The following is a 25209-nucleotide window of genomic DNA, read 5'->3' on the forward strand; positions in this document are numbered from 1 at the left end:
GCGGCCAGGCGCCGCTTCACAGGCCGAACATATGACCGCACCGTCATCCCTTGTTCAACCAGAGAAAGAGCTTGCAGCCCGGGCCGTTCCACATATGAGCCAGAGCCCGGGCACCATGGCCGAGAAATAGGGTCCCCACACGCCGGGGACGAAGGACGGAGCCGACGTGGTCGTCATGGTACAGGCGGAGGTTCCGAACACATAGGCCATGCGCGTCAGCACCGTGCCCGCCGTACCGCGCGCGCCCACCGTTCCGACGCCGCCAGCATGGGCGTCGATAAGGCCGGCGGCGACCGCCGTACCCGCAATGAGGCCGAGATCGGCCGCGGCCTTCGCCGTCAGGCCCGCCGCCAATCTCGTTCCCCCGGGCACGATCTCGGTGCCCATCCTGCGAAACTGCTCGTCCGCGAGCACGCCGAGGCCGACCTTGCGGAAGAATTGATCGTCCCAACGGTTTTCGTGACCCAGATAGGTCCACTTGCATGTCACGGTACATGTGGAGCGAGACAGGCTCCCTGTCGCCCGCCAGGAGAGAAAGTCGGTCAAGTCCATGAACTGCCACGCATGGCAGAACGTGTCTGGCATGTTCTCGGCGAGCCACAACAGTTTCGGCGTCTCCATCTCGGGTGAGATCGTTCCGCCGACATAGTCGAGAACTTTTTCGCCCGTCTGGTTGATGCGGCGCGCCTGATCGGCGGCGCGGTGATCCATCCATACGATGACGTTGCGGGCGGGATCGCCGGACGGTCCGACGGGCAGCGGCGCGCCGCCCTCGCCTAGCACCACCAGCGAGCAGGTCGCGTCGAAGCCGATGCCGGCGATGCTGTCGGGCGCGACGCCGGCCTGCGCCACCGCGCCCCGCACGCTGCGACAGACGGCATGCCAGATATCCTGGCTGGACTGCTCGACGACATCGCCGGCCTCCCGCCAGAGCGCGACAGGGGCGCTGTCACTCGCAAGGAGCTTGCCGGCGCGGTCGAACACGCCGGCCCGTGCGCTGCTGGTGCCGACATCGATGCCAAGGAAATGGCGGTTATCGGATTGCTTGGTCATGAGACGCTACAGATCGTTGCTCTGCGGCAGGATGACGAGGTCGCGGATGGTGACGTTTCTCGGACGCGTCAGCATGAAGAGCACCGCCTCTGCGACCTCCACCGGCTGCATCAACCCGCCGGCCGCCATTTCCTCCTCCACCTTCGCCTTGGGCCAGTCCTTGATGAGCGCGGTCACGACCGGACCTGGTGCAACCGCGCCGACGCGCAAACCATGCTTGGCGACCTGCCGGCGCAGCGTGTGCACGAAAGCCTGCACGGCGTGCTTTGAGGCGGTGTAGATCGGTTCCCAGACGACGGGGACGAGCCCTGCGATCGAACTGGTGACGATGATGTCGCCGCTTTTTCGTTCGACCATATGCGGCAGTACCGCATGGATGGAGCGGAACAGCGCATTGACGTTCAAATTGAGCATGCGGTCCCAGGCGTCGGGATCGCCGCCAAGCACCTCGCCGCCGACATAGGCGCCGGCATTCGCATGAAAGATGTCCAGCTGGCCCGCCTTCTCCAGCACCTGCGGCATCATGGTTTGCACGCTCACAAGATCGGTGAGGTCGACACGCAATGGAATCGCCCGGTCGCCCAGCCCGGCGCAGACGCTGCTCAGCGCCTCCTCCGCACGATCGATCAGCACCACCCGCGCACCCGCGCCGATCAATGTTCTGGCACATTCCAGACCGATGCCCGACGCGGCGCCGGTGATCGCGGCAACTTTTCCTGCAAGTTCTTGGGCCAAGGCTTGTCCTTTTCTTGTTCGGGTTATTCAAGCTCGGCCATGGGAGAGACGCGAGCGCCGTGCCAGCGAATCGACGATGACCGCAATGGCAAGGACCGCGCCCGTAATCATGTACCGTAGCGACGAGGAGAGATCGAGCAGCGTCAAGCCGCTCGCGATGGACTGGATGACGATGACGCCGAGCAATGCGGAATAGGCGCTGCCGCGGCCGCCGAACAGGCTCGTGCCGCCGATGACCGCGGCGGCGATTGCGTTGAGGTTCACATCCCCGGTCCCGGCCTGCTGGCTGGACGATGCCAGCCGCGCCGCGGCCAATATGCCACCGGCGGCCGCCAGTGTGGAGCACAGCACGAACGCGGACAAATGGACGCGGCGAACGTTGATGCCGGCGCGGCGCGCCGCCTCGCGATTACCGCCGACGGCGGACATCGAGCGGCCCCATTTGGTCCGCGTCAACGCGTAGTTCATGACCACGCACAAGCCGACGAACAGGCCGAACATCCAGGGAATGCCGCGCCCGAGATTGAGATAATACACGACGAATTCGAGCACGATGGTGACCAGCAGCGCCTTCAGCACCATGCGGCCGAGCGAACTGGCCGAGAGGCCCGCCGCCCGCCGACGCGCGGCCGTCCGGTAGTCGGTCACGAACATGACCAGGATCGCGACCGCCGCCAGCACATAAGACACGATCGGCGGCATGACGAGCATCTGACCGAAATTGACCAATGGCGATCCGTACGGAAGATTGATCGAACCGGAGGAGCCGAGCAGATAGAGCTGCAGGCCGAGCCACGCCAGCAGGCCGGCCAGCGTCGACACGAAGCTCGGCATCCCCAGGCGATTGAACAGAAACGCATAGAGCGCGCCGATGGCCGCGCCCAGCACCAGCGCCGTCACGATCGCAACGGCGACCGGCCAATCCTGACCGACCCAGAGCACGCCGACGAGTGCCGATGCAAACCCGCTCACCGAGCCGACCGAGAGATCGATCTCGCCGACCATCAGGATGCAGACGATGCCCAGCGAGATCACGCCCACCGTCGAGCAATCGAACAGCAAATTGACCAGATTGTCCGGCGCGAGAGAGACCGGGTTGAGGCTCTCGAATGCCGTGCAGATGACAATGAGCCCGACGACCACCGGCAGCGAGCCGAGGTCGCCCGACCGCACCCGGTCGACAAAGGCGCGGATCGTGTTGCCGAGCGTATCCGCGTGCTTGACCCGTTCGTCGCTGCGGTCGAGCAGCCGCGCCGTCGAAACCGGGTGCGTCTCGCCCGTCATCGCCCAAGCTCCGGCGGCTGATGGGCGCGGCGCCGGCTGGCGCGGCGCGAGACCGAGTTTTCGTCCGCACCGGTAATCGCCGTGACGAGATCCTGGTTGGAGACGTCGGGCTCGAATTCACCGTTGTTGCGGCCGAGCCGCAGCACCACGATCCGGTCGGCGACGGCGCGAACGTCCTCCATGTTGTGGCTGATCATGATGACGCCGAGGCCGCGGGCGCGAACGCGCTCGACGAGGTCGAGCACCTCGGCGGTCTGGGCGACGCCGAGTGCGGCGGTGGGCTCGTCGAGCAGGATGAGCTTCGGTTCAGTGAGCAGTGAACGCGCGATCGCAACCGTCTGGCGCTGTCCGCCGGAGAGCGATGCCACGGGCTCGCGCACGCTCGGAATCCGCGCCGACAATTCGTTGAGCAAGGTCCAGGCGCGAAGCTCCATGGAGACCTCGTCGAGCCGCAGCGGATTGAGCTCGCGGCCGAGGAAGATATTCGCGACCACATCGAGATTCTCGCAGAGCGCCAGATCCTGGAAAACGGTGGCGATGCCGAGGCCGAGCGCGGTGGCCGGATCGGACAGGACGACATGTTCGCCGCCGAAGGCGATCGTTCCGGAGCTGGGCTGGTGCACGCCGGCAAGGATCTTTACCAGGGTGGATTTCCCAGCGCCATTGTCGCCCACGAGCGCCACGACCTCGCCGGCATGCACGTCGAGATCAACGTTGGTCAGGGCGGACACGGCGCCGAAATGCTTGGAAATTCCGCGAAGACTCAGGACCGGCTGACGCGGTCCGCCCTGCGCGCGATCGACATCCGGGGTCGTGGTCATATCCAGTCCGTCCTCTCGACGTCGGTCCCGGCCGCGGCGAGCGGCCGGGACCCAGGCATTCATTGCGTGATGCCGAGCTTCTTGCAGCCGACGGCATATCGGCCGGTGCAGAGCTGATCGGCCGTCTGGATCTTCTTGTCGATGATCTCCGCCTTCAGGTTCTCCTGCGTGACGACCGCCGGCACGAACAGCTTCGATGGCGCGTTGAAAAGCGTGGTTTCCGCCTTGGGCGTCTCGCCGGAAAGGAACTTCACCGCCGCCTCGGCCGCCGCAGCGGCCACGATCTCGCTGGGCTTGGAGATCGTGTTGTACTGATCGCCGGCGATGATGAGCTGAAGCGCGGCGATCGTCGCATCGTTGCCCGTCACCGGCGGCACCGGATCGACGCCCGCGGCCTTGAAAGCGGCAATTGCGCCACCGCCGGTGCCGTCGTTGGCGGCCACCACACCGAGGATCTTCTTACCGAAGCGGGTGACCTGGCCGCTCGCCCATTGCTGCGCCTTCGGCGGCGCCCAGTCCGGCGTGTCGTATTCGGCGAGAAGCGGATAGCCGCTCTTATCAAGGCCCGCGTGGATGCCCTTCTTGATGAGGCCCGCAGCGGCATCGGTCGGCGACCCGTTGATTTCGAGCACGCCCTCACCTTCCTTCGCCGCGACGTTGGTGGCCTTCAGATGCTTGATGAGCGAGTCGGAGATGGCTTTGCCGATGGCTTCGTTGTCGAAGGAGACGTAGAAATCGACTTTGGCGTCGGGCACCGGCCGGTCATAGGCAATGACCTTGATGCCCTGCGACTGCGCCATCTTGACGAGGGAGGCTGCGGCGGTGGAATCGACGGGGTCGAGCACGATCACCTTGGCGCCCTGCGAGATGACCGAGTTGAACTGCTGTTGCTGCCGCGCTGCATCGGCGCTGGCGTTCTGATAGATCACCTTGCAGCTCTCGCAGAGCTTCTTCATCTCCGCGGCAAAGCCCGGATAATCGTGCTGTTCGTAGCGGGTGGAGGCCTGGTCCGGCATCAGGAAGGCAACAGTCGCATCCTTCACCTCTGCGGCCTGCGAGATCATGGCCGTTGTGCCGAGCAGCGACACCGCCAGAGCAAGCGTGCCTGCATGTTTCGGGGAGAACTTTTTCATTCGGACTTTCCTTTCCAGAACTGGAGTGCTGTGGTTGATCCTTGAAGATGGGCCTTCGCGGCTCCCGTCCCGGCGGCGATGAGTGCCGGGGCTCTGAAGCCGCACGGAATTCCTGGACAAGCGATTCCTGTCGCGGGCTGCCATCGGCATGCCCGCGTCATTCTTCCCGTTTTGGTCTCCTCCTTTGCTTTTTCGCCGGCTAGGCCGCGCGTGCCGTATCGATGTTCTGCGCGAGCAATCGCCTGAAGCGCGAAGGCGGCATACCTTTCTCGGCCAAAAACTGCCGATTGAAGTTGGAGAGATTGTTGAAGCCGACCTCGAAGCAGATGTCGGTGATGGAAGCCTGCTCGTCGCTCATCAGGATCTGACAGGCGAGATTGACGCGCAGGCGCTTGACGTATTGCACCAGCGACATGCCCGTGTGCCGGCGGAAGGAGCGCGAAAACGCGCTTTGCGACTGGCCGGCGATCGCCGCAAGCTCGGCTTCACCGAAAGGCTGAGTCAAATTCTGTCGGATGAAGGCAAGCGCCTTATTCATGCCCGCCGACATATACCCGGACGGGTCGGGCAGATAATTCGGACTGGAGAGCGGACGCGCATTGCGGGCGCGGCAGAGTGTCCCCAAGATCATCAGGAACAGTTCGATCCGGCGCACACCGTTCGCAGTCACGATCTCCTCCATCAGCGGAGAGATCTTGTCGCTGGTGCTGCGCGTAAAGAGCGCGCCGCGCCGGGAGAAATCCAGCAGCGCGGCGAGGCCCGACAGCTCCGGCATGACCTTCATCAGGTCGCCGATGAACTCTTCGCTGAACTGGAGGACGCGCCCGCGTAGCGGGATGGTGTTTCCGGCCGGCACATCACTCACCCAATTGTGCGGCAGATTGGGGCCGGTGAGCACGAGATTGCCCGGCTCGAACTCGCCGATGAAGTCGCCGACGAAATAGCGACCGCTGGTCGTCACAACCTGGTGGAGCTCGTATTCGGGATGGAAATGCCAGCGGACGGTGTGGAATGGGTAGCCGTGCGACCACGCCTTGAACGACTCGCCGCGCCGTATCTGGACAACTTCCAGGTCCGGTTCCATATCCGCTCCCTTCAGGCCGGTGCGGTTTGCAATGAGCCGCACCTGTTCCCTTATTGGCTGAATTTGCTTCAGCGCTTCCTCTCGCCCGAGATCGTAGCGAGCGGTATCTGGACCCGCCACCACGATTTCAATGTGCGACTGATACTTTTTTGACATGCATTGCGGCGCCCGCGGGCATGTCGCGGCTGGGATTGCGCAGACGGATCAATCAGATCGGGCAATTAGAGCTATCAAGCCGCCGAATCCTCGTGCCGCAACCGGAGGCCCTGCTGTCAAAAGCGCATGATGGCTGTAACCGAATCCTTGTTGGTCCGTCGGTGCACACGTCATCCACACGCAGCCCACCTCAGAAATTGAACTTTCTGAATTCTTCAATCCATGCCCGAGCTGCTTGAGGCTACCTTGGCCGAAAGGATCGGTGCTAATCAACCCCTGTGGCCCGGACCTATCGGTGTCGAAGACTCTGAGCGCCCGACCTTTATGTACGACCAAGCGCGCGGAATTTCTCCATCAATGAAAAGACAATGGCTTTCAGATCTCCGCCGGGATAAGCCGAGCTCGCTGGCCGGCCCGCCTCTCAGCGCGACGGGCGGAGAACAGTTCGACCAAATACGCTAAACTGCGCTATCCTCGCCACCCGCACTACTCCCACTCAATGATTCAGGAAGCCGTTTTCGCGTTGATTAACAAGCATAAATCCTCAAAGCTGACGGTCTAATGCCGACGGTATACCCGACCCAAATTTTTGGTCTTGAATTCACAGGAAAATTTCCGAGGCTCTGAGGGGCGGCACTTTCAGCAACTATCGGTATCAGTCGACGAACATAGACGTACACTAAGCCGAAACGGACTCCTCTTGGGCTTTGGCCGACTGTCAGCCGATACCGTCAGCGGTCATTGGCGCACAACCCCATTGATAGTCAGCTTCGGTCGGTGTCCAGTCTAGCTGATCCGGAAGTTCGGTGACGTGTCGGGCGATTTCGGCCATCCTTGCGCGCGCCTGCGGTCGGGGCATCCCACTCTAACTTCGGGGCAAAAGCGCATCGCTGATCTTCTCGGCCGCCATGATCACGGGGATGTTGGTATTGGCCGTCGGCAACCGCGGCATAATCGAGGCATCCGCCACGAAAATATTGTCGCTGCCGATCACCCTGCCCTCGGGATCGACTACCGCCGTGGGGTCGGCGGAATCGCCCATGCGGCATGTCCCCACGGGGTGCCAGACGCCGAACACGCTCTGCCGCACAAAGGCTTCAAGGGCACGGTCGTCCGCCAGCGTCGCCCGGAAGGCGGTGCCGTTGAGCAGGACCAGCCGGATCAGGAGTTGCCGGAGGACCGCAGGCACGTCGAGCATCGGCCCGAGGATGGATGCGACGATGCGATTGACCGTGCCATACCGGCTGAGCCGCTTGATGCGCGGGGAATACGAGGCCGGGAAGAAATCACCGGCCTCAGGATTGACCGCGGGATGGACGACCAGGCTCGCAAGCAGGCGGACGGACGCAATCATCCGTTCGAGATCACGCGGATCGGACAACAGGTTGAAATCGACAACCGGAAAAGTCTCGGGATCGGGCGTCGCCAACTTCAGCGATCCGCTCGAATACGGCCGGTTGCACCAGAGGAAATAGAGACCGAGCCGCGTGCCCAGCGCGTGCCAGCCTCCGCGCGCCGAGGCCGTGATGTACATGTCGGAAGCATCGCAGCCTCGATGTTTGGAGGAGAAGCGCATCGCGGCAAAGTTTGGGCGCCGCCGGGTCAGCGGCAGCCGTAGCTGCCTCGGCAGATATTGGCAGAACGTCAGCGCGGGATGGTCGCGCAGATTGCTGCCGACCGCGGGCAAATCGATCGCCACGGGAATGCCCAGAGCTTGCAGCGCCGCACCGGGGCCGATGCCCGCCCGCATCAGGATCGCCGGCGATTGCAGCGCGCCTGCCGTGAGGATTACGCGGCGGGCACCGACGGTGAGCCGCTCGCCGCCGCGAGCGACCATCACACCCGTTGCGCGGCGGCCGTCAAGCCGAAGTTGCTCGACCTCGCTGTCGGCCCAGATGGTCAGATTCGGCCGCGCCCGCGTCGCCGCATCGAGGTAGCCGGCGGCCGTGGAGACACGCTGGTCATTGCGGTTCGAAAACGCCGGCGGAAAAATGCCGTCCTCGAACTCGCCGTTCTGGTCCTTTCGGAATGGCAGGCCAGTTGCGGACAACGCCTCGCCGACGGCGTGGCCGAACGGCGGCATCGCTTCGCGCGCGATGCGTCGGATCGGGATTGGACCGTGCTTGCCGTGCAGCGGTCCGTCGAAATCGAGATCGGATTCTAGCTTGAGGAAATATGGCAGCACATCCGCCCAGCCCCAGCCCCGCGCACCCAGATCGCGCCATTCATCATAGTCGCGCGGCAGGCCGCGATTGGCCGACTGCACGTTGATGCTGGAGCCGCCGCCCATCACCCGTCCCTGCTCATAGGCGCGGATAACAGGCTTGCCTTCGGCATTACGGCCGGCCGCCGCCGACAGGCCGGGCCAGATGTACGTGTCGCCGAAGAACAGCGTCATCGGATAGCTGTCGAGGATTTCGGGCGGCGTCGCCTCCGGCGGCGTATCCATCCCGGCTTCGATCAGAAGCACGCGACGCCCCCCATCCGCGGAAAGCCGATTGGCGAGCACGCAGCCCGCCGACCCGCCGCCGACGATCACATCGTCGAAATGCAGCTCATCCATTCCTGTCTCGTCGTGCAATGGTCGGCGCGGCCGTCGTGGCCGCGCCGGTTTGCTTCAGCGGAAGTCGCCTTTGGTCTCGGGGATCACGATCGCACCGATCAGATAGATCACGAACACACCGACCGCGAAGTAGGCCAGCGACATCGGAATCTCCGCGGGGCTGCCGCTTACCAGCGAGACGAAGGTCGGCATCATGCCGCCCAGCGCAAAGCCGATATTCCAGGACAGGCCGGTGCCGCTCGCGCGCAGCGCCGTTGGAAAACGTTCGTTGAGGAAGATCAGCACCGGGGCGTAACCGGCATTGCCGATGAAGGCGATGGCGAGCGCATAGAGCGTGATCTGCGTCGTGTCCGTTGTCGCTGCGAGATTGAGATAGCACAGCGGCAGCAATACCGCAGCCAGCACGCCGATCAGCAAAAACGTCTTCTTGCGGCCGATCTGGTCGCTGAGCGCGCCGACCAGCACCGCGGAGAAGAACGCCGACACGCTCGCGCCCATCAGGATCAGCGACGAGGTCTGATTCGGGACCGCGTTGATGACCTTCAGGAAGCTCGGCAGATAGCCCGAGGTCAGGTAGTAGCCCGCGCCGCCACCGAAGGTGATGAGCAGATTGACCAGCAGCACGCCGCGATATTGGCCGGAGAACACGTCCTTGACCGGCGCTTTCGAGACTTTCGCCTGCTTGTTGCCCTGCTGGCGCTTGAGCTCCTTGAAGTATGGCGACTCCTCGAGGTTGCGGAAGATGAACCAGCCGAGTAGCGAGCTCAGCAGTCCCGAAAAGAACATGAAGCGCCAGCCCCACACCGCGAAGGCATCGCCGGGGAAGACCGAGGACGTGATCAGGAAGATGAAGGACGCCAGCAGCGCGCCGATGCCGGCACCGCCGCCGCCGACCAGACCGGACATCGCACCGCGCCATTGCGGCGGCACGGACTCGGTGCCGATGGTGTGGGTGGACGCCACGACGCCGCCGACGAAGATGCCCTGCACCAGGCGCAGGATCAGGAAGATGACCGGCGCGATCACACCGACCTGCGCGATGGTCGGCAGCAGGCCGAACGCCGCCGTGCTGACGCCGACGCCGATGATGGCGATCAGCATCGCCTGCTTGCGGCCGTGCACGTCGGCATAATGGCCGAAGATCGCCGAGCCGAGCGGCCGCATCAGCAGCGTGACGGCGAACGAGCCGTAGACCGCGGCCAGCGACAGTGCCGGATTGCTCGACGGAAAGAACAGCGCGCCGACAACCGGCGCCACGTAGAGCAGAATGAACAAATCGAACAGATCGAGTGCCCATCCGAGCACCGAGGCGATGATCGCGTTGACCATCTGCTTGTTATCGGCCGATGCTTGTGCACCCGCGACCGGCATATCCATCTCAGCCATGTTGTTTGACCTCCCCCGTTTTGAATGACACCGCGGTTCGCACCATTGCGAACCGCGGCAGTTTCGTCGCGTCTCAGCGGCCGGTGAACTTCGGCGGACGCTTGGCGTTGAAGGCCTCGACGCCTTCCTTGAAGTCTTCCGACTGCCGCAGGCGGCTGTAGCAATGGCCTTCGAGCTCGATGGCGATGGCGAGCGTCGAATCCTCGGTGTCGTTGAGGAGCTTCTTGGCGGTGCGCTGCGCCAGCGGCGAGAAGGTGCGGAGCTCATCGACGAGCTTGTCGGTCGCCGTCTCCAGCTCGGCATCCGGCACGCAATCGGTGGCGATGCCCCAGTCATAGGCCTGCTTGGCCGAGATGCGCTTGGAGCGCATCACGATGTCCTTGGTGCGGGTGATGCCGACCATCTTCTGGAGCCGTGCCGAGCCGCCCGAGCCCGGGATCTGGCCGAGCTTCTGCTCCGGCAACGCGTATTGCGTGGTCTCCGAGGCGATACGGAAATCGCAGGCCAGCGACAGCTCGAAGCCGACGCCGAAGCAATAGCCGCGGTTCGCGACGATGACGGGCTTGGCGCAGCGCGCGGGCGCGGCGATGTTCCAGGCGAGCTTGGAGACGTGCTCCGGGCTCGCCTCCATGAAGCCGCCGATATTGCCGCCGCTGGAGAAGTGCTCGCCCTCGCCGCGCAGCACGATGACGCGCACGCGCGGATCCTCGTCCAGCGTCTCGAAAGTCAGGCGCAGCTGGTCGCGCTGAGGCATCGCCACGACGTTGTAGGGCGGCCTCCCCAGGATGATGTCGGCGCGCTCACGCGCCTCGTCGATCTCGACCTTGAACCCGTCGAGCTTGGCGAGCCGGGGATCGGTGAATGAATAGGGTGACGCCATGTTGTCTTCCTTCTGTTGATTGTTGATGGTTGATGATCAGGCCGCGTCCGGCGGCGGCAGGCGCTCGGCCTCGTATTCTCCGGCGACGAGCAGTCGCCGCAGCAGCTTGCCGACCGGCGATTTCGGGATCGCGTCGACGAAGACGTAGCGGCGCGGCCGCTTGAAATTGGCAAGGCCAGAGGTGCGGCAAAACTGTTCCAGCTCTCTTTCCGACACCGCGCGATTGCGCTTGACGAAGGCGGCGACGACCTTGCCCCATTTCTCGTCGGCGACGCCGACCACCGCGACCTCGTCAACAGCGGGATGCAGCGACAGGCAGCTCTCGATCTCGACCGGCGAGACGTTCTCGCCGCCGGTGATGATCATGTCGTCGACGCGGCCGGTGACGAAGAGATCGCCGTCGGGATCAATGAGGCCGGTATCGCCGGTAAAGTACCAGCCCTCCCGCAGCGATTTGGCGTCGGCCTCGGGGCGGCGCCAGTAACCTTCGAAAGCTTCGTCGCCGACGAGGGTCGCGATGATCTCGCCCTCCTCGCCGACGGCGGCGATATCCGCGATCGACTTCGCGCCGATACGCACGACCTTGACGTGCTGGTTCAGCCCGGCCTTGCCGGCCGAGCCGGGTTTTGCAGCGGCGTTCTGGTCGATCGTGAAGGTGTAGATCTCGGAGCTGCCGTAGTGATTGACGAACAACTCCGGCTTGAACGCCTCGTTGAGCTTCTTCAGCAAACCATCGGTCATCGAGGCGCCGGCAAAGCCGAGCTTGCGCACGCTGGAGACGTCGGTTTTGGCAAAGGCCTCGTGATGGACGAGGTCATGATAGAGCGTGGGCACAAGATAGAGGTTGGTGATCGCTTCCTGCTCGATCAGCGCCAGCGCCTGGCGGCTGTCATAGCGCGGCAGGCAGATGAACGTGCCGCCGATCAGCGACATCGCCAGCAGCGAGCGGACGCCCATGGTGTGGTAGAGCGGCATGACGCCGAGCGTGCGCTCGCCGCGGCCGTAGAGATTTTGCGCGACATGGGCGATCGCCGCGGCGCGTTCGGCGCGATGCCGGCGCGGCACGCCCTTCGGGCGCGAGGTCGTGCCTGACGTATAGAGCATGATCGACCAGGCGTCGGTGCCGACACGCGGCGCGGCGTCCGGCGCACTGTTTTTGATCAAATCGGCAAAGCTCGTCGCCTCGCCGGTGCCGGGATCGACGGACACGCGCAGCAGCTTGCCCGCCAGCGCCGAGCCCTGCACCGCCTCAGCGGAAATGTCCTGATAGACGATCGCGCAAGCTTCGGCGTTCTCGATGCAGTAATCGAGCTCATCCGCCTTGGCGCGCCAGTTGATCGGCGTGATCACGAGGCCGGCGAACTGGCACGCCCAGTGCAGCGTCGCCGCTTCCCAGCGGTTCTGCAGCAGCGTGACGACGTGGTCGCCCGGCTTGAGGCCGAGACGGTCGAACGAGGCCACGAGCGCGGAGATCTTGTCGTACCATTGCCGGTAAGTCAGACGGAGGTCGCCGTCGACCAGGGCAATCGCGTGGGGATCGCGCGCGGCACTGGCGATAAAGCTCCTGGCGAGATCAAGCATTCGACGTCTCTTTTTTGGATAAAGCAAGCTCAGCAGCGGCATCTAACGCCGCCTGGATGATCGGGGTGTAGCCGGTGCAGCGGCAGATATGCCCGCTGAGGAGATCGCGGATCTCGACCTCCGTCGGCGCCGGATTCTTCGCGAGGTAATGATCGAGCGACATCAATATGCCGGCGGTGCAGAAGCCGCACTGGAGCGCGTGGTTGCGGCGAAAGGCTTGCTGCAGCACGCCGAGCCGGTCGGCAGAAGGTGCGAGCCCTTCCACCGTCTCCAGCTCGCAACCCTCGACCTGAGCCGCGAGCGTAAGACAAGAGCGCGTCAGCATGCCGTCGACGACGATTGTGCAGGCGCCGCAGACGCCGTGCTCGCAGCCGACATGGGTGCCGGTCGCACCCAACTGGTGACGCAGGAAGTCAGACAGCAGCATGCGCGGCTCGGCTTCTGCCTCGACCGGCTTGCCGTTGAGCGTGAAGCGGACCGCATGGCGCTGATCGGCCTTGAGACGGGTCATTGCAGCACCTCGCCGATCAGGTCGCGGCCGATCCTGCGCACGAGGTCGCGGCGGTAACGCGCGGTGGCGTGGACGTCATCGCGGGCGCCGAGTTCGTAGGCGAAGGCATTCAGCGCATCGTCGAGCGCGCTGCCCTCCAGCCGCGGCCAGTCGCGCGCGGTTGGCACGTCGGCGACACCACCAACAGCGAGGCGCACGCCCGTTGACGTTTTCATCGCGGCGCAGGCGACGATGGCAAAATCGCCGTGACGGCGCGCGACCTCGCGGAAGGCGACGCGCGCTCCTTTGACCACAGGCAGCGAGATGCCCTCGATCAACTCGTCATCGGCACGCGCGGTCAGCATCATGCCGGCAAAGAAGTCTTTGGCAGCGACCCGGCGCCGTCGCTTGGCGTTGCGCAAAAATACCTCGCCGCCGAGCGCGACCAGCGCGAGCGGCATCTCGGCGCTGGGATCGGCATGTGCGAGCGAGCCGCAGATCGTGCCGCGGCTGCGGGTCTGCACGTGCCCGACCCAGGGCAGCGCCAGCGACACCAGCGGCAGCGTTTCGGCCAGATCAGGCCATGCCAGCAAATCGGCCTGGCGCACCCCGGCGCCGATGACGACGGCATCGCCCTTCCGCTCCATCTGACGCAGCTCCCTGAGCCGCATGATGTCGATCAGCAGCTTTGGCTTGGCGAGGCGCATGTTGAGCATCGCCATCAACGACTGCCCGCCGGCGAGCACGCGGGCATCGCCGCCCTGCTGCGCGAGGCCTTCGAGGACATCGCCAACGCTCTCGGCGCGGAGATAGTCGAATGCGGGCGGCTTCATCGGCGCCCCCCGAATAGGCTAGCGAGCTTCGCCAACACGGCGAACAACGAGAAGCCGCCGCCCTCCGCGCCACCACCGCCGGCTTTACGAGCAAGCGCGGTGAAGAACTGGCCGATGATCACGCGCGTCGCGCCATCGAGCAGACGGCCGCCGATGCTGGCGACCTTGCCGCCGATCGCAGCGTCAAAGCTGTAGGTCAGCCTGGTTCCGCCATTGCCGTCGGGCGCGAGCGTGATGCGTCCTTCAGCATTGCCGAAGCCGAGCGCGCCGGTGGCGCCGCCGCGCAGGGTGACCGCGCGTGGTGGATCGAGATCAAACAGCTCGACATCGGCGCGATAGCGACCGCTGACGGGGCCGATGCCGAGCGTGACGTCGGCGCGGAAATGCGTGTCGGTGATCCTGTCGACACTCTGGCAGCCGGGAATGACCGATTGCAACGTGGCGGGATCGAGCAGCATCGCCCAGACCTGCTCTGGCGCGCCCTTCACCGAGGCCTGCCCCTCGCCGCGCAGCCGCCGGTCACCCTCGCGCACCGGCGCAGCAGTCGCACCGCCAGCGGGCGGCGGCGGCTCGGCACCGCGCACCAGTTCGGCAAGCCGCGCCGGCACCAGCGGCAAAGTGAGGTCGTCCACGCCGAGCGCATCCGCGACCGCATTGGCGAGGCACACCGGCGTCGACATGCAGTTTCCTTCACCGACGCCCTTCGCGCCAAGCGGCGTGAACGGCGACGGCGTCTCCAGGTGGAAGATCTCGGGCTCCGGCACCTCTGTCGTGGTCGGCAGCAAATAGTCGGCGAGCGTTCCCGTCAGAAAACTGCCGTCTTCGGCGTAGGCATATTCCTCGAGCAGCGCGGCACCGAGCGCCTGGGTAAAGCCGCCGCGGATCTGGCCGTTGACCATGCCGGGATGCAGGATGGTGCCGCAATCGTGCATGGTGACGTAGCGGTCGATCCGCGTCTCCATGGTGACGGGATCGATCTCGACGCCGCAGAAGTCGAAGATGAAGCCGTGACAGAGCGAGGAGTTGATGCGGTCGTCCTCGTCGGGCGGCGTCAGCTCCGGCGGCGTCCAGAACACGGTCTCGCGGATGGTCTGGCCGGCATCGTCAGGCAGCGAGCCAGGCGACCAGTGGCTGAGCGCGGCCACGCGCGAGAACGCAATGCGGTTCTCCGGATTATGCTTCGAGGCGACGAAGCCCTTTGCGAAGACGATGTCGGCGGCTTCGACGTTAAGCTGGCTGGCGGCGATGCGGGCGAGCCTGCCGGCGACGCGCTCGGCCGCGAGCTTTGTGGTGCCCGCCACCGCCGCCGCAAAGCGGCTGGCGTAATTGCCCGATGCGATCGACCAGGCGTCCTTGGCGGTGTCGATCTCGGTGTTGACGCGGATGTCTTTCGGCTGGAGGCCAAACACATCGGCGACGACCTGTGACAGCACGGTGCGATGGCCCTGCCCCTGCGGCACCGACGCAACATGAACGGTGACGCTGCCGACCGGATCGAGCCCGACCGTGGCCGTCGCCTGCGCGCCGTTCTTGGGACCGGCCTTGCGGCGCTCGGCCGCTGTCAGCACGGTCGTGATGTAACCCATGTTGGAGACGCTGGGCTCGACCACCGCGGTGAAGCCGATGCCATAGAGACGGCCCTGCGCCCGCGCCGCGTCGCGCTTCGCCTTCAGCTCGGCAAGTATGCCCTGCTCCACCGCGCGCGCGACGGCTTCCTGGTAATTGCCGGAATCGAGCAGCGCGCCGGTCGCGGTGCGATAGGGAAATGCGCCGGCGTCGATCAGGTTGCGCTTGATGACATCGAGCGGATCGAGGCCAAGGCCGGTTGCGATCCTCTGGACCAATCGCTCCAGCGCGAAATAGACTTGCGGGCCGCCAAAACCGCGGTTGAGACCGGTCGGTGTCTTGTTGGTGACGACGACGCGGTTGCGGATCTTGACGTGGGGAATGTCGTAGGCGCCGGTCAAATTGCCATGCATGCGATACAGCGTCGCCGGCTCGGGCGCCCGCAGATGCGCGCCGCAATCCTCGACCTGGTCCCAGTCCAGCGCGAGGATCTTCCCGTCCGCGGCTACCGCCGCCGACAATTTCGTCGCGCGGTTGGTCGCCGACACCGATGCGGTGAGATGCTCGAGCCGGTCCTCGATCCACTTCACCGGCTTACCAGTGATACGTGCTGCGGCCGCGATCAGCACGATATAGGGAAATACGCCCTGCTTGACGCCAAAGCTACCGCCGGAATCCGGCGGCGTACGCAGCCGCAACCGGTTGCCCGGGACCTTCAGTGCCCGCGCAATGACCGTGTGGATGCTGAACGGGCCCTGGAAATTGGCGAGCACCTCATAGGCGTCTTCGCCGGCATCGTGCGAGGCGACGACGCCGTAGGTTTCGATCGGCGTGCAGGAATTGCGGGGATAGCGGATGTCGATGGAGAAGCGATGCGGCGCATCCGCGAAGGCCTTCTCGGGATCGCCATAACGGAAGTGGCGATCGCTGGCGAGATTGCCGGGAAAGCCGTCATGGAGAATGGGCGCGCCGGGCGCGAGAGTCCCGAGCGGATCGACGACCGCAACGCGCGGACGATATTCGATATTGATCAGCTCGGCCGCATCCTCGGCACGCGCACGATCGGTTGCGACCACCACAACAACGGGTTCGCCGACATAGCGCACGCGGTCCATGGCGATCGGCCAGCACTCGACCGCTGCCTTCACGCCGACGACGAGGCTCGTGGTGACGGTCTTGACGTCGCTGCCGTTCAAAACCGCGGCGACGCCCGGCAGGCGCTTTGCAGCGTCAGCATCGATCGAGAGAATATCGGCATGGGCATGCGGCGAGCGCAGGATCGTCGCATGCAGCGTGCCGGGCGGGACGCCGAGATCGTCGATGAAGCGGCCGCGGCCCGTGAGCAGCGCTGCGTCCTCGACGCGCTCGATCGAACGCCCGACCCACGGCTCATCGCCTCGTTCCGGATTTGCGGATTTGACCGCCTGCAACATGTCCCGGCATACCTCCCGACGCGCTCTTTGACGCGGCGGTGACAGATGTCAGGACGGCGGCGGCGCGGGCCATACCGCCCGCTCTCACGACTTACCAAATCGTCTCATTCGAGAGCGTGCAGCGCAATATCAGCCTGCGAGGCTCAACCAGCAAGACGCGAGACGTTGCGAAACTCGCGCGGGCTGACGCCGGCATGATCGCGAAAGAAGCGCGTGAAATGCGCCGGCTCCGGAAAGCCAAAGCGCTCGCTGAGTTCGCCGAGCGGCGTGTCCTCGCGCATGACCGCTTCGAGCGCGCGTTCCATGCGGACGACGTTGAGATAGATCTTTGGCGAGATACCGAGTGAGGTCTCGAACAGGCGGAAGAATTGCGCGCGCGAGAGCCCTGCGCCCTTCACGAACTGATCGACATTGCCGTAAGAGTCCTGCACGCGCATCGCGTCCATCGCGCGGCGGATGCGCCAGTCGCAGCTCACAGCGCTCATGCCGCGGATCGAAATCGGAAAGCTCCGCCACGGCGTGAAACGCTCGATCACCGCGATCATCAGGTCGGACAGCGTCTGCACGTGGGTGCGCACGGCGTCTGGATTCGCCATCATTTCAGCCGCCAGATGCAGCGTGAGCTGGCGGATGCGCGGCGACACCTCGCCCGAGGGCCGCTCGAAGAAGCCGGGCGCGCCGCTTGCGGCCCAGCCGGGACGGAACTCCTTCAGCCATTCCGGCTCGATATAGAGCGCCATGATCAGCGTGCGCGGACGATTGGCGTCATGCACATAGGCATGCGGTTTCCAGCCGTCGACCAGCACGGCCGCTGTATCAGTCAGCGGCGTCACCTGGTCGCCGACCATGAACTGCGTGTCCGCGCCCTCGACCTTGAGCAGGACGTGACAGTGATGATGGGCGTGGCGGACCAGCGAACGGTCCATGTCGAGCAGCGCGACCCTGCCGAAAGCGCCATGAGCGATGCGCAGGGCCGTCGACATCAGTTCCATCCTCCCGGCAGCATTGCGCTGCAAAATGATCGCTTCATTGGCGCGGCACTATTAGCGGCACCCGCTTCATATTCCAACCGCGCACAAAGACGCAAGTTGCAGGCGGGTGGTACTCCGCTCATGCGCGCGCCTCCGCAAGCAGACGCGCGACCGCTGCACTGGGGTCGGCCTGCAACGCGGTGGCGAGATCGACGTCCTCCTCGCCCTTGACGCGGATGCGCTTGAAGGCGAGCTCTGGCGCGCTGACCGGCGCGGTCGCATCGAGCCCCATCTTGGCGCTGATGCCGTTGTCGGTGGTCGGATCGAGCTTCGAGCCGAGCGCACCGGCGACGACCATGAGGTCGCGGTCGGCCTGGAAGCGCGTAGCCACCGCCCATTCGATCTCGTCGGACGAGGAGATGTCGACATCCTTGTCCACCACGATCACCTGCTTGATGTCGTAATGCGCGCCGAAGGCGCACATCATGATGTTCTTGGGCTCACCGTCATTGGCCTTGTCGATCATGATCGCGAGATGATAGCGGCAGGTGCCGCCGCGCGTCAGGCGGACGTCGAGCACATTGGGAAAGCTGCGGCGCAGATGCTGCAGCAGCGTCGCCTCACGCGGCACGCCGCCGAGGATGAGATGTTCGAAACCGCCGCCGACGATGGTGTGGAAGATCGGCTTGGCGCGATGCGTGATCGCATCGACCTCGATCACTTCGCGATTGGCGCGCGGACCGTAATATTGAGGGAATTCGCCGAACGGGCCCTCGGGCTCACGCACGCCCTGGAGAATGCGCCCCTCGATCACGATCTCCGCATGGGCGGGCACGCGGACCGAATTGGTCCGGCACTTCACGACATCGACGGGCGCACCTAACAGCGCACCGGCAATCGCCATCTCGTCCTCGTCCAGCGCGGCGATCGCCTGCGAGGCCAGCATCAAGGCCGGATGCGCGCCGATCACGATCGCGATCTCCAGCGCCTGGCCCAGCTCTTCGGCGAGACGATAATAGGAGAAAGTATGCCGCGGCAGCAGCAACACGCCGATGCGGTTCCTGCTGCTGATCTGACAACGATGGATCGAGACGTTCTGAACGCCCGTCTTGGGATTGCGCGCGATCAGCAGGCCGGCCGTGATATAGGGACCGCTGTCGCGCTCATTGTGCTTGGGCACCGGAAGCTGGCGGAGCAGATCGACGTCTTCGTGGACGACGTCCTGCACCGGCCCGGTAGGCACCTCATGCGTCGGCAACGGATGGTTCGCGGCAGCGAGGAACCCCGGCAACAACTCGTCCTCGGTCACACCGATGGAATCGGCCACCCAGTCGCGGCCGGCGAACAGGTTGGCGACAACGGGAATCTCGTGCCCGTCGGGGCGCGGAAACAGCACGGCGCTGTCGCGCTCCAGCCGCTTGGCGACGGCAGCGAGCTCATCGGCGAGGCCAATGCCCTCGCGGGCAATCGCGAGCTTGCCGCGTTCAGCGAGGTAAGCGAGCCAGCCGCGCAGATCGGCTTGCGCCGTGGCGCTCTTCCTGGCCGGATTTTCCATTTGCATGAACTTTATCCTTAGCGTCTAACGGTCAGGGCGCGATCTTGCGCAGCTGCGGCGGGCGGCGCTTGAGCGCCTCGTCCTCGCCCCAGCGGCGCACGACGCCGATATCGATGTCGAACAGGTCGAGCACGCGGCCGACGGTGTGCTCCACCATGTCTTCGAGGTTCTCGGGCTTGGCGTAGAAGGCCGGCACCGGCGGCGCGATGATCGCGCCCATCTCGGAGAGCGCCGTCATCGTTCTGAGATGCCCGGTGTGCAGCGGGGTCTCGCGCACCATCAGCACCAGGCGCCGGCGCTCCTTGAGCACGACGTCGGCGGCGCGGGTCAAAAGCGTCGTGGTCACGCCGGAGGCGATCTCGGACATCGAGCGCATCGAGCACGGCGCCACGATCATGCCGGCGGTCCGGAACGAGCCGCTGGAGATGGCGGACGCCATGTCGTCGATCCCATGGCAGACATTGGCGAGATCCCTCACCTCCGCGATCTTCAGATCGGTCTCGTAGGCAAAGGTCAGCTCGGCGGTCTTCGACATCACCAGATGCGTCTCGACGCCGGCATTGCGCAGGAGCTGGAGCAGGCGCACGCCATAGGTGACGCCGGAGGCGCCGGAAATGCCGATGATCATCCCCTTGGGCATTGAGTCCTGCATAGGTCTGGTTTCGCTCCCTCGGGCACGCGCCCTTGAGGCTGCGGTCCATAACCAGACTAGGCAATCGCATCCATCAGAACAAATAATGATTGCTTATGTCACCAATCATCTGAAATGATAACAAAGGACAAGACCGGCGAACGAAGGACAGCCCCGTGGAACTCAGGCAAATGCAATATTTCCTGTGCCTGGCCGAGGAGAAGAACGTCACAAGGGCTGCGCGCCAGCTCAACATCGTGCAGCCGGCGCTGAGCATGCAGATCGCCAAGCTCGAGGCCGAGCTCGGCCAGAAACTGTTCGACCGCAGCGTCCAGGGCATGACTCTGACCAGCGCCGGCGAAGCGCTGGTGCGGCTGACGGCGCCGATCGTGCGCGATGCCGAATATGCGCGGCAGGAGATGGCGCAGCTCGGCGGGCGCATCTCGGGCCGCGTTTCGGTCGGCCTCATCACCTCGGTGGCGCAGAGCACCATGGCGAGCTCGTCGGCGACGGTCGCGAGCCGCTACCCCGAGATCACGCTGTCAGCCTGCGAGGGCTACACCGAGACGCTGGTCGACTGGGTCAACACCGGCCAACTCGATCTCGCGCTCATCAACGTGCCGCGCCGCAAGACGCCACTGGCCGCGCATCATGTGATGGACGAGGAGATGGTGTTCGCCTGCCGCAAGGACGGCCCGATCAGGCCGCCGGCAAAACTGCGTTTCGACCACATCGCGAATGTCGACCTCGTGCTGCCCTCCAAGCGCCACGGCCTGCGACTGATTCTCGACGAGCACGCCGCCGCAATCGGCATCGACCTGCGCCCGCGGCTGGAGCTCGACACCCTGCCCGCGCTTTGCGACGTGATCGCGACCACTGACTTTGCGACGGTGCTGCCGACCATCGCGCTCCGGCAATCGCTCGCCAGCGGCAGCATCCGGGCGCATCGCTTCGACGAGCAGAGGATCGTGCGCTCGATTGCATGGGTGCATCACCCAAGGCGCGCCGTCTCAGTCGCAGCCAAGGCCGTGCTCGATGTCATCAGCCAGGATCTTGCGCAGGCCGCCGCCGTGGCGAGCGGGTTCGTGGAGCCTGCCTCGGGTAACGCAACTTCGCCCTCACGTAAGGAGCGCAGGAAACCGAGTCGGAAGGCGATCTCCTGAATGCAGAATTCCGCGCGGACAAGATGTCACGCCCGCTGCAAAATGAGACGCGCTGGTAAGTTTTGAGACCAGCCGACATCACGGCCGGAATGGCCTGCTAACTACAGTCCAGGCGCAGAAGCTCGCGAACCTGGCGCTCATCCCGATGACTCCTGTCCCGGACGATTCCAGGTCTTGCAGAACAAGACACAGGGAGGTCCAGTCCGAGATGACACGGTTCGGTCGCAGCAAGATCGCGGACAGCACGGCGCCGTGCGCCAACGGCTTTCGCCTCAACCGTAGGTCCTTGCTGTCGTTTGGCGCGGGCGCAGCGCTCGCCGCCACGGGACTTCGTACTGTACGAGCACAGGAGTATCCCGCCCGGCCGGTGCAAGTGCTCGTGCCCTTTGCCGGCGGCAGCGCCAGCGACGTCGTCACGCGCATCCTGCTCAACCGAATGTCCACATCGCTCGGGCAGGCCTTCGTGGTCGACAACCGCCCCGGCGCCGGCGGCAATATCGGCACCGCCGCGGCGGCTCATGCATCGCCTGACGGTTACACCTTGTTGATGAGCACCTCCGGTCCGCTGGCCGCGAACAAGTCTCTCTACAAGGACCTCCCCTACGATCCGCTGAAAGATCTCGCCCCGATCGGTCTGTTTGCGACGCTGCCGAATGTCATCGTGATCAACTCGAAGCTGCCGCCAAAATCGCTGGCCGAGCTGATCGACTACGCCAAGACGCATCCGCGCGAGCTAAACTACGGGACCGTCGGCGTCGGCTCCTCGCAACACCTGTCGGCTGCCTACTTCGAGCAGCTCACGGGCGCCGAACTGACGCACGTGCCCTACCGCAACATCGCCGCCTACACGCCGGACTTCATTGCCGGACAGGTCCCGCTCGGCTTCCAACTCCTGCCGAACGTCCTCGGTCTGATCAAAAGCGGTGATGCACGTCCGCTCGCGGTTGCCAGCGACAAGCGCATGACGGCGCTGCCGGATGTGCCGACCGCGGCCGAGGCCGGCCTTAAAAATTACGAGAGCGCGGCCTGGCTCGCGCTGCTTGCGCCGGCGAATACCGAGAAAGCCGTCGTCGAAAGGCTGTATAAAGCGATGGCCGAAGCCGTGAACGACCCGAAAGTGCGCGCCCTCTTCGTCGAACAGGGCGCGGAGCCGCTGGTGATGGACCCGCACGGCCTGAAGGAATTTATGGCCTCGGAAGCCGCGAAATGGGCGAGGATCATCAAGAAAATCGGCATCGAGCCGATGTGACTCCGAGGCTCCGCCTCTCGTGGCTCTTGCTATTCTGCACGCTATAATGCGCCACGGTACTCTGCTCGTGGAAGCACGTGGAATTCACGCACCGATCGAGGTTAAGTGGGGTCAACGCTCGAATACGAAAGGAAGTGAGAACCTCCCCACCAAACCACGCCAAATTGCGAGACAGCCGCCGCCCATACTACCCCCACTCAGTCGTTTAGCACGCCGGCTCGTCATTGATTTCTAAGAAGAAATTCTCAACTCCGACGGAGCAATGCCGCCGGTATACCCGCTGCAAATTTTTGCTCTTGAATTCACAGGAAAAATTCATCGACCCGAAGCGCTAGCAATTCCGCTACCTATTGGGGTCTATCGACAGGATCGCCCCTCGCTTGCGTATCCAAGACTGATACAGGCTCACAGGCACGGAGATTTCAAGATACCGTCAAAGACAGAAAGGTGCCCGTCCCGCTGCTATCCGGCAGCAGTGGAGGAAAGCTCCGCATCAGAAAACGCCGTCTTCTTGATTCGGTTCGGGGTCAAAGCTGACGCATTTGGGGTCGCGGCGAACGCGAGTGTGCATTCAAAGTCTCTGAGCGCGCCCATCATCCGAGTTCACGCCAGGAACCGCGCAACACCTTCGCGGATACAGGCTAGGATTTCGTCCTGCCGCTCCTCAAGACGGGAGACCGGCCCGCCGACACCGAGGACCAGATTGCGTCCAAAGTCGCGCTTTGGCAGCAGGACTGCAATCACACCCGCATCCTGGACGATGATGTGCTTTGAAAACATGTAGCCGTCGCGCCGGATGCCGTTAATTATCTTCATCAACGCTTTCAGTTCGAAGTGCTCTTCCGGCGGGCAAACGGCATTGATGCGGCGCAGGAGCCGTTCAATCTCAACGTCGGTATGACCACTGAGCAGCGTGCGTCCGATTCCGCTGATCGCAAGCGGCCGGACATCACCGGGTTTAACTTCAAAGCGCAGGCGCTTGCTGGTTTGCAGGGCGTGAATGTACTGAGCATGCAGATCAGATTGTGTGCTGATGCTTACAAGCTCGTCGAGCTTCCCATGAACGAAATCAACCAAGGCAAGGATGGCGCTGTCGCCGAAGAGCCCGGTGTCCAGCCATCGGCCCATCTGCGCAATGCGCATCGTCGGCATATAGGTGCGATTGTAGCTGTCGTAGAACAGGTATCCGAGCATCGCCATGCTTTTCAGCAGGGCCGCGGCACTGGACGTCGGATAGTCGCACTTGGTCGCGACTTCCTTGAGTGAAATCGGGCGCTTCACATCCTCGAAGTACTCGAGGACTTCGAAGATCCGCTTGGCCGACTTGATGCTGGAATCCATCGCTTACACATTGGAAAGAGTTCCGCACTATGGGACGACCCTCGTCAAGCGGTCCCTGAGCGTTGCGAGCATTACCAATTCTCCGGCCTCCCTCGCAACCAGTTCTTCCATATATATGGAAATGAAACTACATATATGTAATTTATGGACTCTGAGCCGCGCCGCTCCTAGTGTTCTTCCTGGTCGACGAGGCCCGGCGTCATAGCCGCTCAAAAAACAAACGTCACACACACCGGTGGGCGTGCTGCAGGGAGACGTCATGGAGCCGGGAATGGAATGCTGCGATCGACTGATGTCGACTGGCCGCTGCGCGGGCGTCCCGTCGCCAAGTTGAACCTCCTCCGACGATTCTCCTCGAATGTCGACCGTCGCATTCACGTCGGTGACGCTGACCGGGCCACGGCGCGCAGCAGCGGCAACATTAGGACCGAACAGGGATTTGCTTGCATGGACTACAGATTGCCTGAAGGCAGCTGCGATTGTCATTTTCACATCTACGGCCCCTTCGATCGCTTTCCGCAGGGAGACGAGGGACGATTTACCGCCGCGAAGCCGTTCACCATCGAAGACGCCTTTGTCATCTGGGACAAGCTCGGCATCACGCGTGGTGTCATTGTCCATGCGGTCGGATCGGGAGACGACAACGCCGTCACTTACGACGCGCTGCGTCGCTACCCCGACAGGCTTCGCGCCGTCGCGATCCTGCGGCCTGACGTCTCGGATCGGCGGCTCGATGAACTCACCGACGCCGGCTTCAAGGCGGTGCGCGTGACCATGATCCGGCAGGACGGCAAGCCAGTCTCGACGCTCGGCACCAGCTACGACGATCTGGTCAAGCTCGCCCCTCGCATCGCGGAGCGCGGCTGGCACGCCCAGCTCTGGATCGAGAGCTCGGATCTGGCCGCCGCCGCGGCCGAACTCGAGAAGCTGCCACTCGACTACGTGATCGACCACATGTCACGGACGATGGCTGACAAGGGCCACGAGCACCCGGATTTCCGGGCCTTCACCGACCGGCTGAAGACCGGGCGTTACTGGACCAAGATATCCGGTGCCGACCGCAACACGCGCATCGGCCGTCCCTATGCGGACACGGCGCCCTTCATGCGCGCCATCGTTCGGGCGGGGCCCGACCAGGTCGTGTGGGGCAGCGATTGGCCCCATGTCGGCCACAGCGCCGAGACGATGCCCGACCTCCAGGACCTGCTTCGTCTGTTGCACGAATGCGTACCTGATGAGGCCACCCGCCGAAAGATCCTGATCGCCAATCCGGCGCGGCTCTACAATTTCTGACAGGACCG

Annotated in this window: 20 protein-coding genes; 3 read left to right on the forward strand and 17 right to left on the reverse strand. The window is 64.1% G+C overall.

The window, feature by feature from the left end; all coding sequences use genetic code 11:
- Nucleotides 1-54: 54 nt before the first annotated feature.
- The 16 genes from IVA91_RS25550 to IVA91_RS25625 form a co-directional block, all read right to left on the reverse strand.
- Nucleotides 55-1053, reverse strand: a complete 999-nt coding sequence (locus IVA91_RS25550; RefSeq protein ID WP_256466418.1) for an FGGY family pentulose kinase — start codon at nt 1051-1053, stop codon at nt 55-57.
- A 6-nt stretch (nt 1054-1059) separates the two neighbouring features.
- A complete protein-coding gene (locus IVA91_RS25555; protein ID WP_247279437.1) occupies nt 1060-1788 on the reverse strand; it encodes an SDR family oxidoreductase in 729 nt (242 codons plus the stop codon).
- A 27-nt stretch (nt 1789-1815) separates the two neighbouring features.
- Nucleotides 1816-3072: a sugar ABC transporter permease gene (locus IVA91_RS25560; protein WP_247459410.1), complete on the reverse strand. Its 1257-nt coding sequence runs from the start codon at nt 3070-3072 to the stop codon at nt 1816-1818.
- Nucleotides 3069-3893, reverse strand: coding sequence for an ATP-binding cassette domain-containing protein (locus tag IVA91_RS25565; RefSeq protein WP_247279439.1), 825 nt, complete (start codon nt 3891-3893; stop codon nt 3069-3071). Before IVA91_RS25565 ends, IVA91_RS25560 begins: the two co-directional genes overlap by 4 nt.
- Before the next feature lie 59 nt (nt 3894-3952).
- On the reverse strand, nt 3953-5026 hold the full coding sequence (locus IVA91_RS25570) for a sugar ABC transporter substrate-binding protein (RefSeq protein ID WP_247279440.1): 1074 nt from the start codon (nt 5024-5026) through the stop codon (nt 3953-3955).
- Between the two features lie 199 nt (nt 5027-5225).
- Entirely contained in the window at nt 5226-6110 is an 885-nt protein-coding gene (locus tag IVA91_RS25575) for an AraC family transcriptional regulator (RefSeq protein WP_247279441.1), read from the reverse strand.
- Between the two features lie 1021 nt (nt 6111-7131).
- On the reverse strand, nt 7132-8829 hold the full coding sequence (locus tag IVA91_RS25580) for a GMC oxidoreductase (protein WP_247279442.1): 1698 nt from the start codon (nt 8827-8829) through the stop codon (nt 7132-7134).
- Between the two features lie 54 nt (nt 8830-8883).
- Nucleotides 8884-10215: an MFS transporter gene (locus IVA91_RS25585; protein WP_247279443.1), complete on the reverse strand. Its 1332-nt coding sequence runs from the start codon at nt 10213-10215 to the stop codon at nt 8884-8886.
- A 73-nt stretch (nt 10216-10288) separates the two neighbouring features.
- Complete coding sequence (locus IVA91_RS25590) at nt 10289-11095, reverse strand: enoyl-CoA hydratase-related protein (protein WP_247279444.1); 807 nt, start codon at nt 11093-11095, stop codon at nt 10289-10291.
- 36 nt (nt 11096-11131) lie between these two features.
- On the reverse strand, nt 11132-12676 hold the full coding sequence (locus IVA91_RS25595; RefSeq protein ID WP_247279445.1) for an AMP-binding protein: 1545 nt from the start codon (nt 12674-12676) through the stop codon (nt 11132-11134).
- On the reverse strand, nt 12669-13187 hold the full coding sequence (locus IVA91_RS25600; protein WP_247279446.1) for a (2Fe-2S)-binding protein: 519 nt from the start codon (nt 13185-13187) through the stop codon (nt 12669-12671). Before IVA91_RS25600 ends, IVA91_RS25595 begins: the two co-directional genes overlap by 8 nt.
- Complete coding sequence (locus IVA91_RS25605; RefSeq protein ID WP_247279447.1) at nt 13184-13999, reverse strand: FAD binding domain-containing protein; 816 nt, start codon at nt 13997-13999, stop codon at nt 13184-13186. The genes IVA91_RS25600 and IVA91_RS25605 overlap by 4 nt, the downstream gene beginning before the upstream one ends.
- Complete coding sequence (locus tag IVA91_RS25610; RefSeq protein WP_247279448.1) at nt 13996-16998, reverse strand: molybdopterin cofactor-binding domain-containing protein; 3003 nt, start codon at nt 16996-16998, stop codon at nt 13996-13998. The genes IVA91_RS25605 and IVA91_RS25610 overlap by 4 nt, the downstream gene beginning before the upstream one ends.
- A 143-nt stretch (nt 16999-17141) precedes the next feature.
- Nucleotides 17142-17981, reverse strand: a complete 840-nt coding sequence (locus tag IVA91_RS25615) for an AraC family transcriptional regulator (RefSeq protein ID WP_247279449.1) — start codon at nt 17979-17981, stop codon at nt 17142-17144.
- Nucleotides 17982-18108: 127 nt separating this feature from the next.
- A complete protein-coding gene (locus tag IVA91_RS25620; protein ID WP_247279450.1) occupies nt 18109-19530 on the reverse strand; it encodes a UbiD family decarboxylase in 1422 nt (473 codons plus the stop codon).
- 25 nt (nt 19531-19555) lie between these two features.
- Nucleotides 19556-20176 carry a UbiX family flavin prenyltransferase gene (locus IVA91_RS25625; RefSeq protein ID WP_247279451.1) on the reverse strand — a complete coding sequence of 207 codons (621 nt, stop codon included), beginning with the start codon at nt 20174-20176 and terminating at the stop codon, nt 19556-19558.
- A 170-nt stretch (nt 20177-20346) separates the two neighbouring features.
- On the opposite strand from IVA91_RS25625, the gene IVA91_RS25630 reads away from it, so the two are divergent.
- Both IVA91_RS25630 and IVA91_RS25635 read left to right on the forward strand, forming a co-directional pair.
- Nucleotides 20347-21318 carry a LysR family transcriptional regulator gene (locus tag IVA91_RS25630; RefSeq protein WP_247459432.1) on the forward strand — a complete coding sequence of 324 codons (972 nt, stop codon included), beginning with the start codon at nt 20347-20349 and terminating at the stop codon, nt 21316-21318.
- A gap of 208 nt (nt 21319-21526) precedes the next feature.
- Entirely contained in the window at nt 21527-22567 is a 1041-nt protein-coding gene (locus IVA91_RS25635; protein ID WP_247279452.1) for a tripartite tricarboxylate transporter substrate binding protein, read from the forward strand.
- Between the two features lie 603 nt (nt 22568-23170).
- Here IVA91_RS25635 and IVA91_RS25640 read toward each other — a convergent pair.
- Nucleotides 23171-23908, reverse strand: coding sequence for a helix-turn-helix domain-containing protein (locus IVA91_RS25640; RefSeq protein WP_247279453.1), 738 nt, complete (start codon nt 23906-23908; stop codon nt 23171-23173).
- Between the two features lie 447 nt (nt 23909-24355).
- On the opposite strand from IVA91_RS25640, the gene IVA91_RS25645 reads away from it, so the two are divergent.
- Nucleotides 24356-25201: an amidohydrolase family protein gene (locus tag IVA91_RS25645; RefSeq protein WP_247279454.1), complete on the forward strand. Its 846-nt coding sequence runs from the start codon at nt 24356-24358 to the stop codon at nt 25199-25201.
- Nucleotides 25202-25209: the final 8 nt, after the last annotated feature.

Origin of the sequence: Bradyrhizobium sp. 153 (assembly GCF_023073835.1) — a bacterium.
Taxonomy (GTDB): Bacteria; Pseudomonadota; Alphaproteobacteria; order Rhizobiales; family Xanthobacteraceae; genus Bradyrhizobium.

Excerpts from the sequence above, each read along its gene's own strand:
- IVA91_RS25550 (WP_256466418.1), bottom strand. The coding sequence starts at position 1,053 with ATGACCAAGCAATCCGATAACCGCCATTTCCTTGGCATCGATGTCGGC.
- IVA91_RS25560 (WP_247459410.1), bottom strand. The coding sequence starts at position 3,072 with ATGACGGGCGAGACGCACCCGGTTTCGACGGCGCGGCTGCTCGACCGC.
- IVA91_RS25565 (WP_247279439.1), bottom strand. The coding sequence starts at position 3,893 with ATGACCACGACCCCGGATGTCGATCGCGCGCAGGGCGGACCGCGTCAG.
- IVA91_RS25570 (WP_247279440.1), bottom strand. The coding sequence starts at position 5,026 with ATGAAAAAGTTCTCCCCGAAACATGCAGGCACGCTTGCTCTGGCGGTG.
- IVA91_RS25575 (WP_247279441.1), bottom strand. The coding sequence starts at position 6,110 with ATGGAACCGGACCTGGAAGTTGTCCAGATACGGCGCGGCGAGTCGTTC.
- IVA91_RS25580 (WP_247279442.1), bottom strand. The coding sequence starts at position 8,829 with ATGGATGAGCTGCATTTCGACGATGTGATCGTCGGCGGCGGGTCGGCG.
- IVA91_RS25585 (WP_247279443.1), bottom strand. The coding sequence starts at position 10,215 with ATGGCTGAGATGGATATGCCGGTCGCGGGTGCACAAGCATCGGCCGAT.
- IVA91_RS25590 (WP_247279444.1), bottom strand. The coding sequence starts at position 11,095 with ATGGCGTCACCCTATTCATTCACCGATCCCCGGCTCGCCAAGCTCGAC.
- IVA91_RS25595 (WP_247279445.1), bottom strand. The coding sequence starts at position 12,676 with ATGCTTGATCTCGCCAGGAGCTTTATCGCCAGTGCCGCGCGCGATCCC.
- IVA91_RS25600 (WP_247279446.1), bottom strand. The coding sequence starts at position 13,187 with ATGACCCGTCTCAAGGCCGATCAGCGCCATGCGGTCCGCTTCACGCTC.
- IVA91_RS25605 (WP_247279447.1), bottom strand. The coding sequence starts at position 13,999 with ATGAAGCCGCCCGCATTCGACTATCTCCGCGCCGAGAGCGTTGGCGAT.
- IVA91_RS25610 (WP_247279448.1), bottom strand. The coding sequence starts at position 16,998 with ATGTTGCAGGCGGTCAAATCCGCAAATCCGGAACGAGGCGATGAGCCG.
- IVA91_RS25615 (WP_247279449.1), bottom strand. The coding sequence starts at position 17,981 with ATGTCGACGGCCCTGCGCATCGCTCATGGCGCTTTCGGCAGGGTCGCG.
- IVA91_RS25620 (WP_247279450.1), bottom strand. The coding sequence starts at position 19,530 with ATGCAAATGGAAAATCCGGCCAGGAAGAGCGCCACGGCGCAAGCCGAT.
- IVA91_RS25625 (WP_247279451.1), bottom strand. The coding sequence starts at position 20,176 with ATGCAGGACTCAATGCCCAAGGGGATGATCATCGGCATTTCCGGCGCC.
- IVA91_RS25630 (WP_247459432.1), top strand. The coding sequence starts at position 20,347 with ATGCAATATTTCCTGTGCCTGGCCGAGGAGAAGAACGTCACAAGGGCT.
- IVA91_RS25635 (WP_247279452.1), top strand. The coding sequence starts at position 21,527 with ATGACACGGTTCGGTCGCAGCAAGATCGCGGACAGCACGGCGCCGTGC.
- IVA91_RS25640 (WP_247279453.1), bottom strand. The coding sequence starts at position 23,908 with ATGGATTCCAGCATCAAGTCGGCCAAGCGGATCTTCGAAGTCCTCGAG.
- IVA91_RS25645 (WP_247279454.1), top strand. The coding sequence starts at position 24,356 with ATGGACTACAGATTGCCTGAAGGCAGCTGCGATTGTCATTTTCACATC.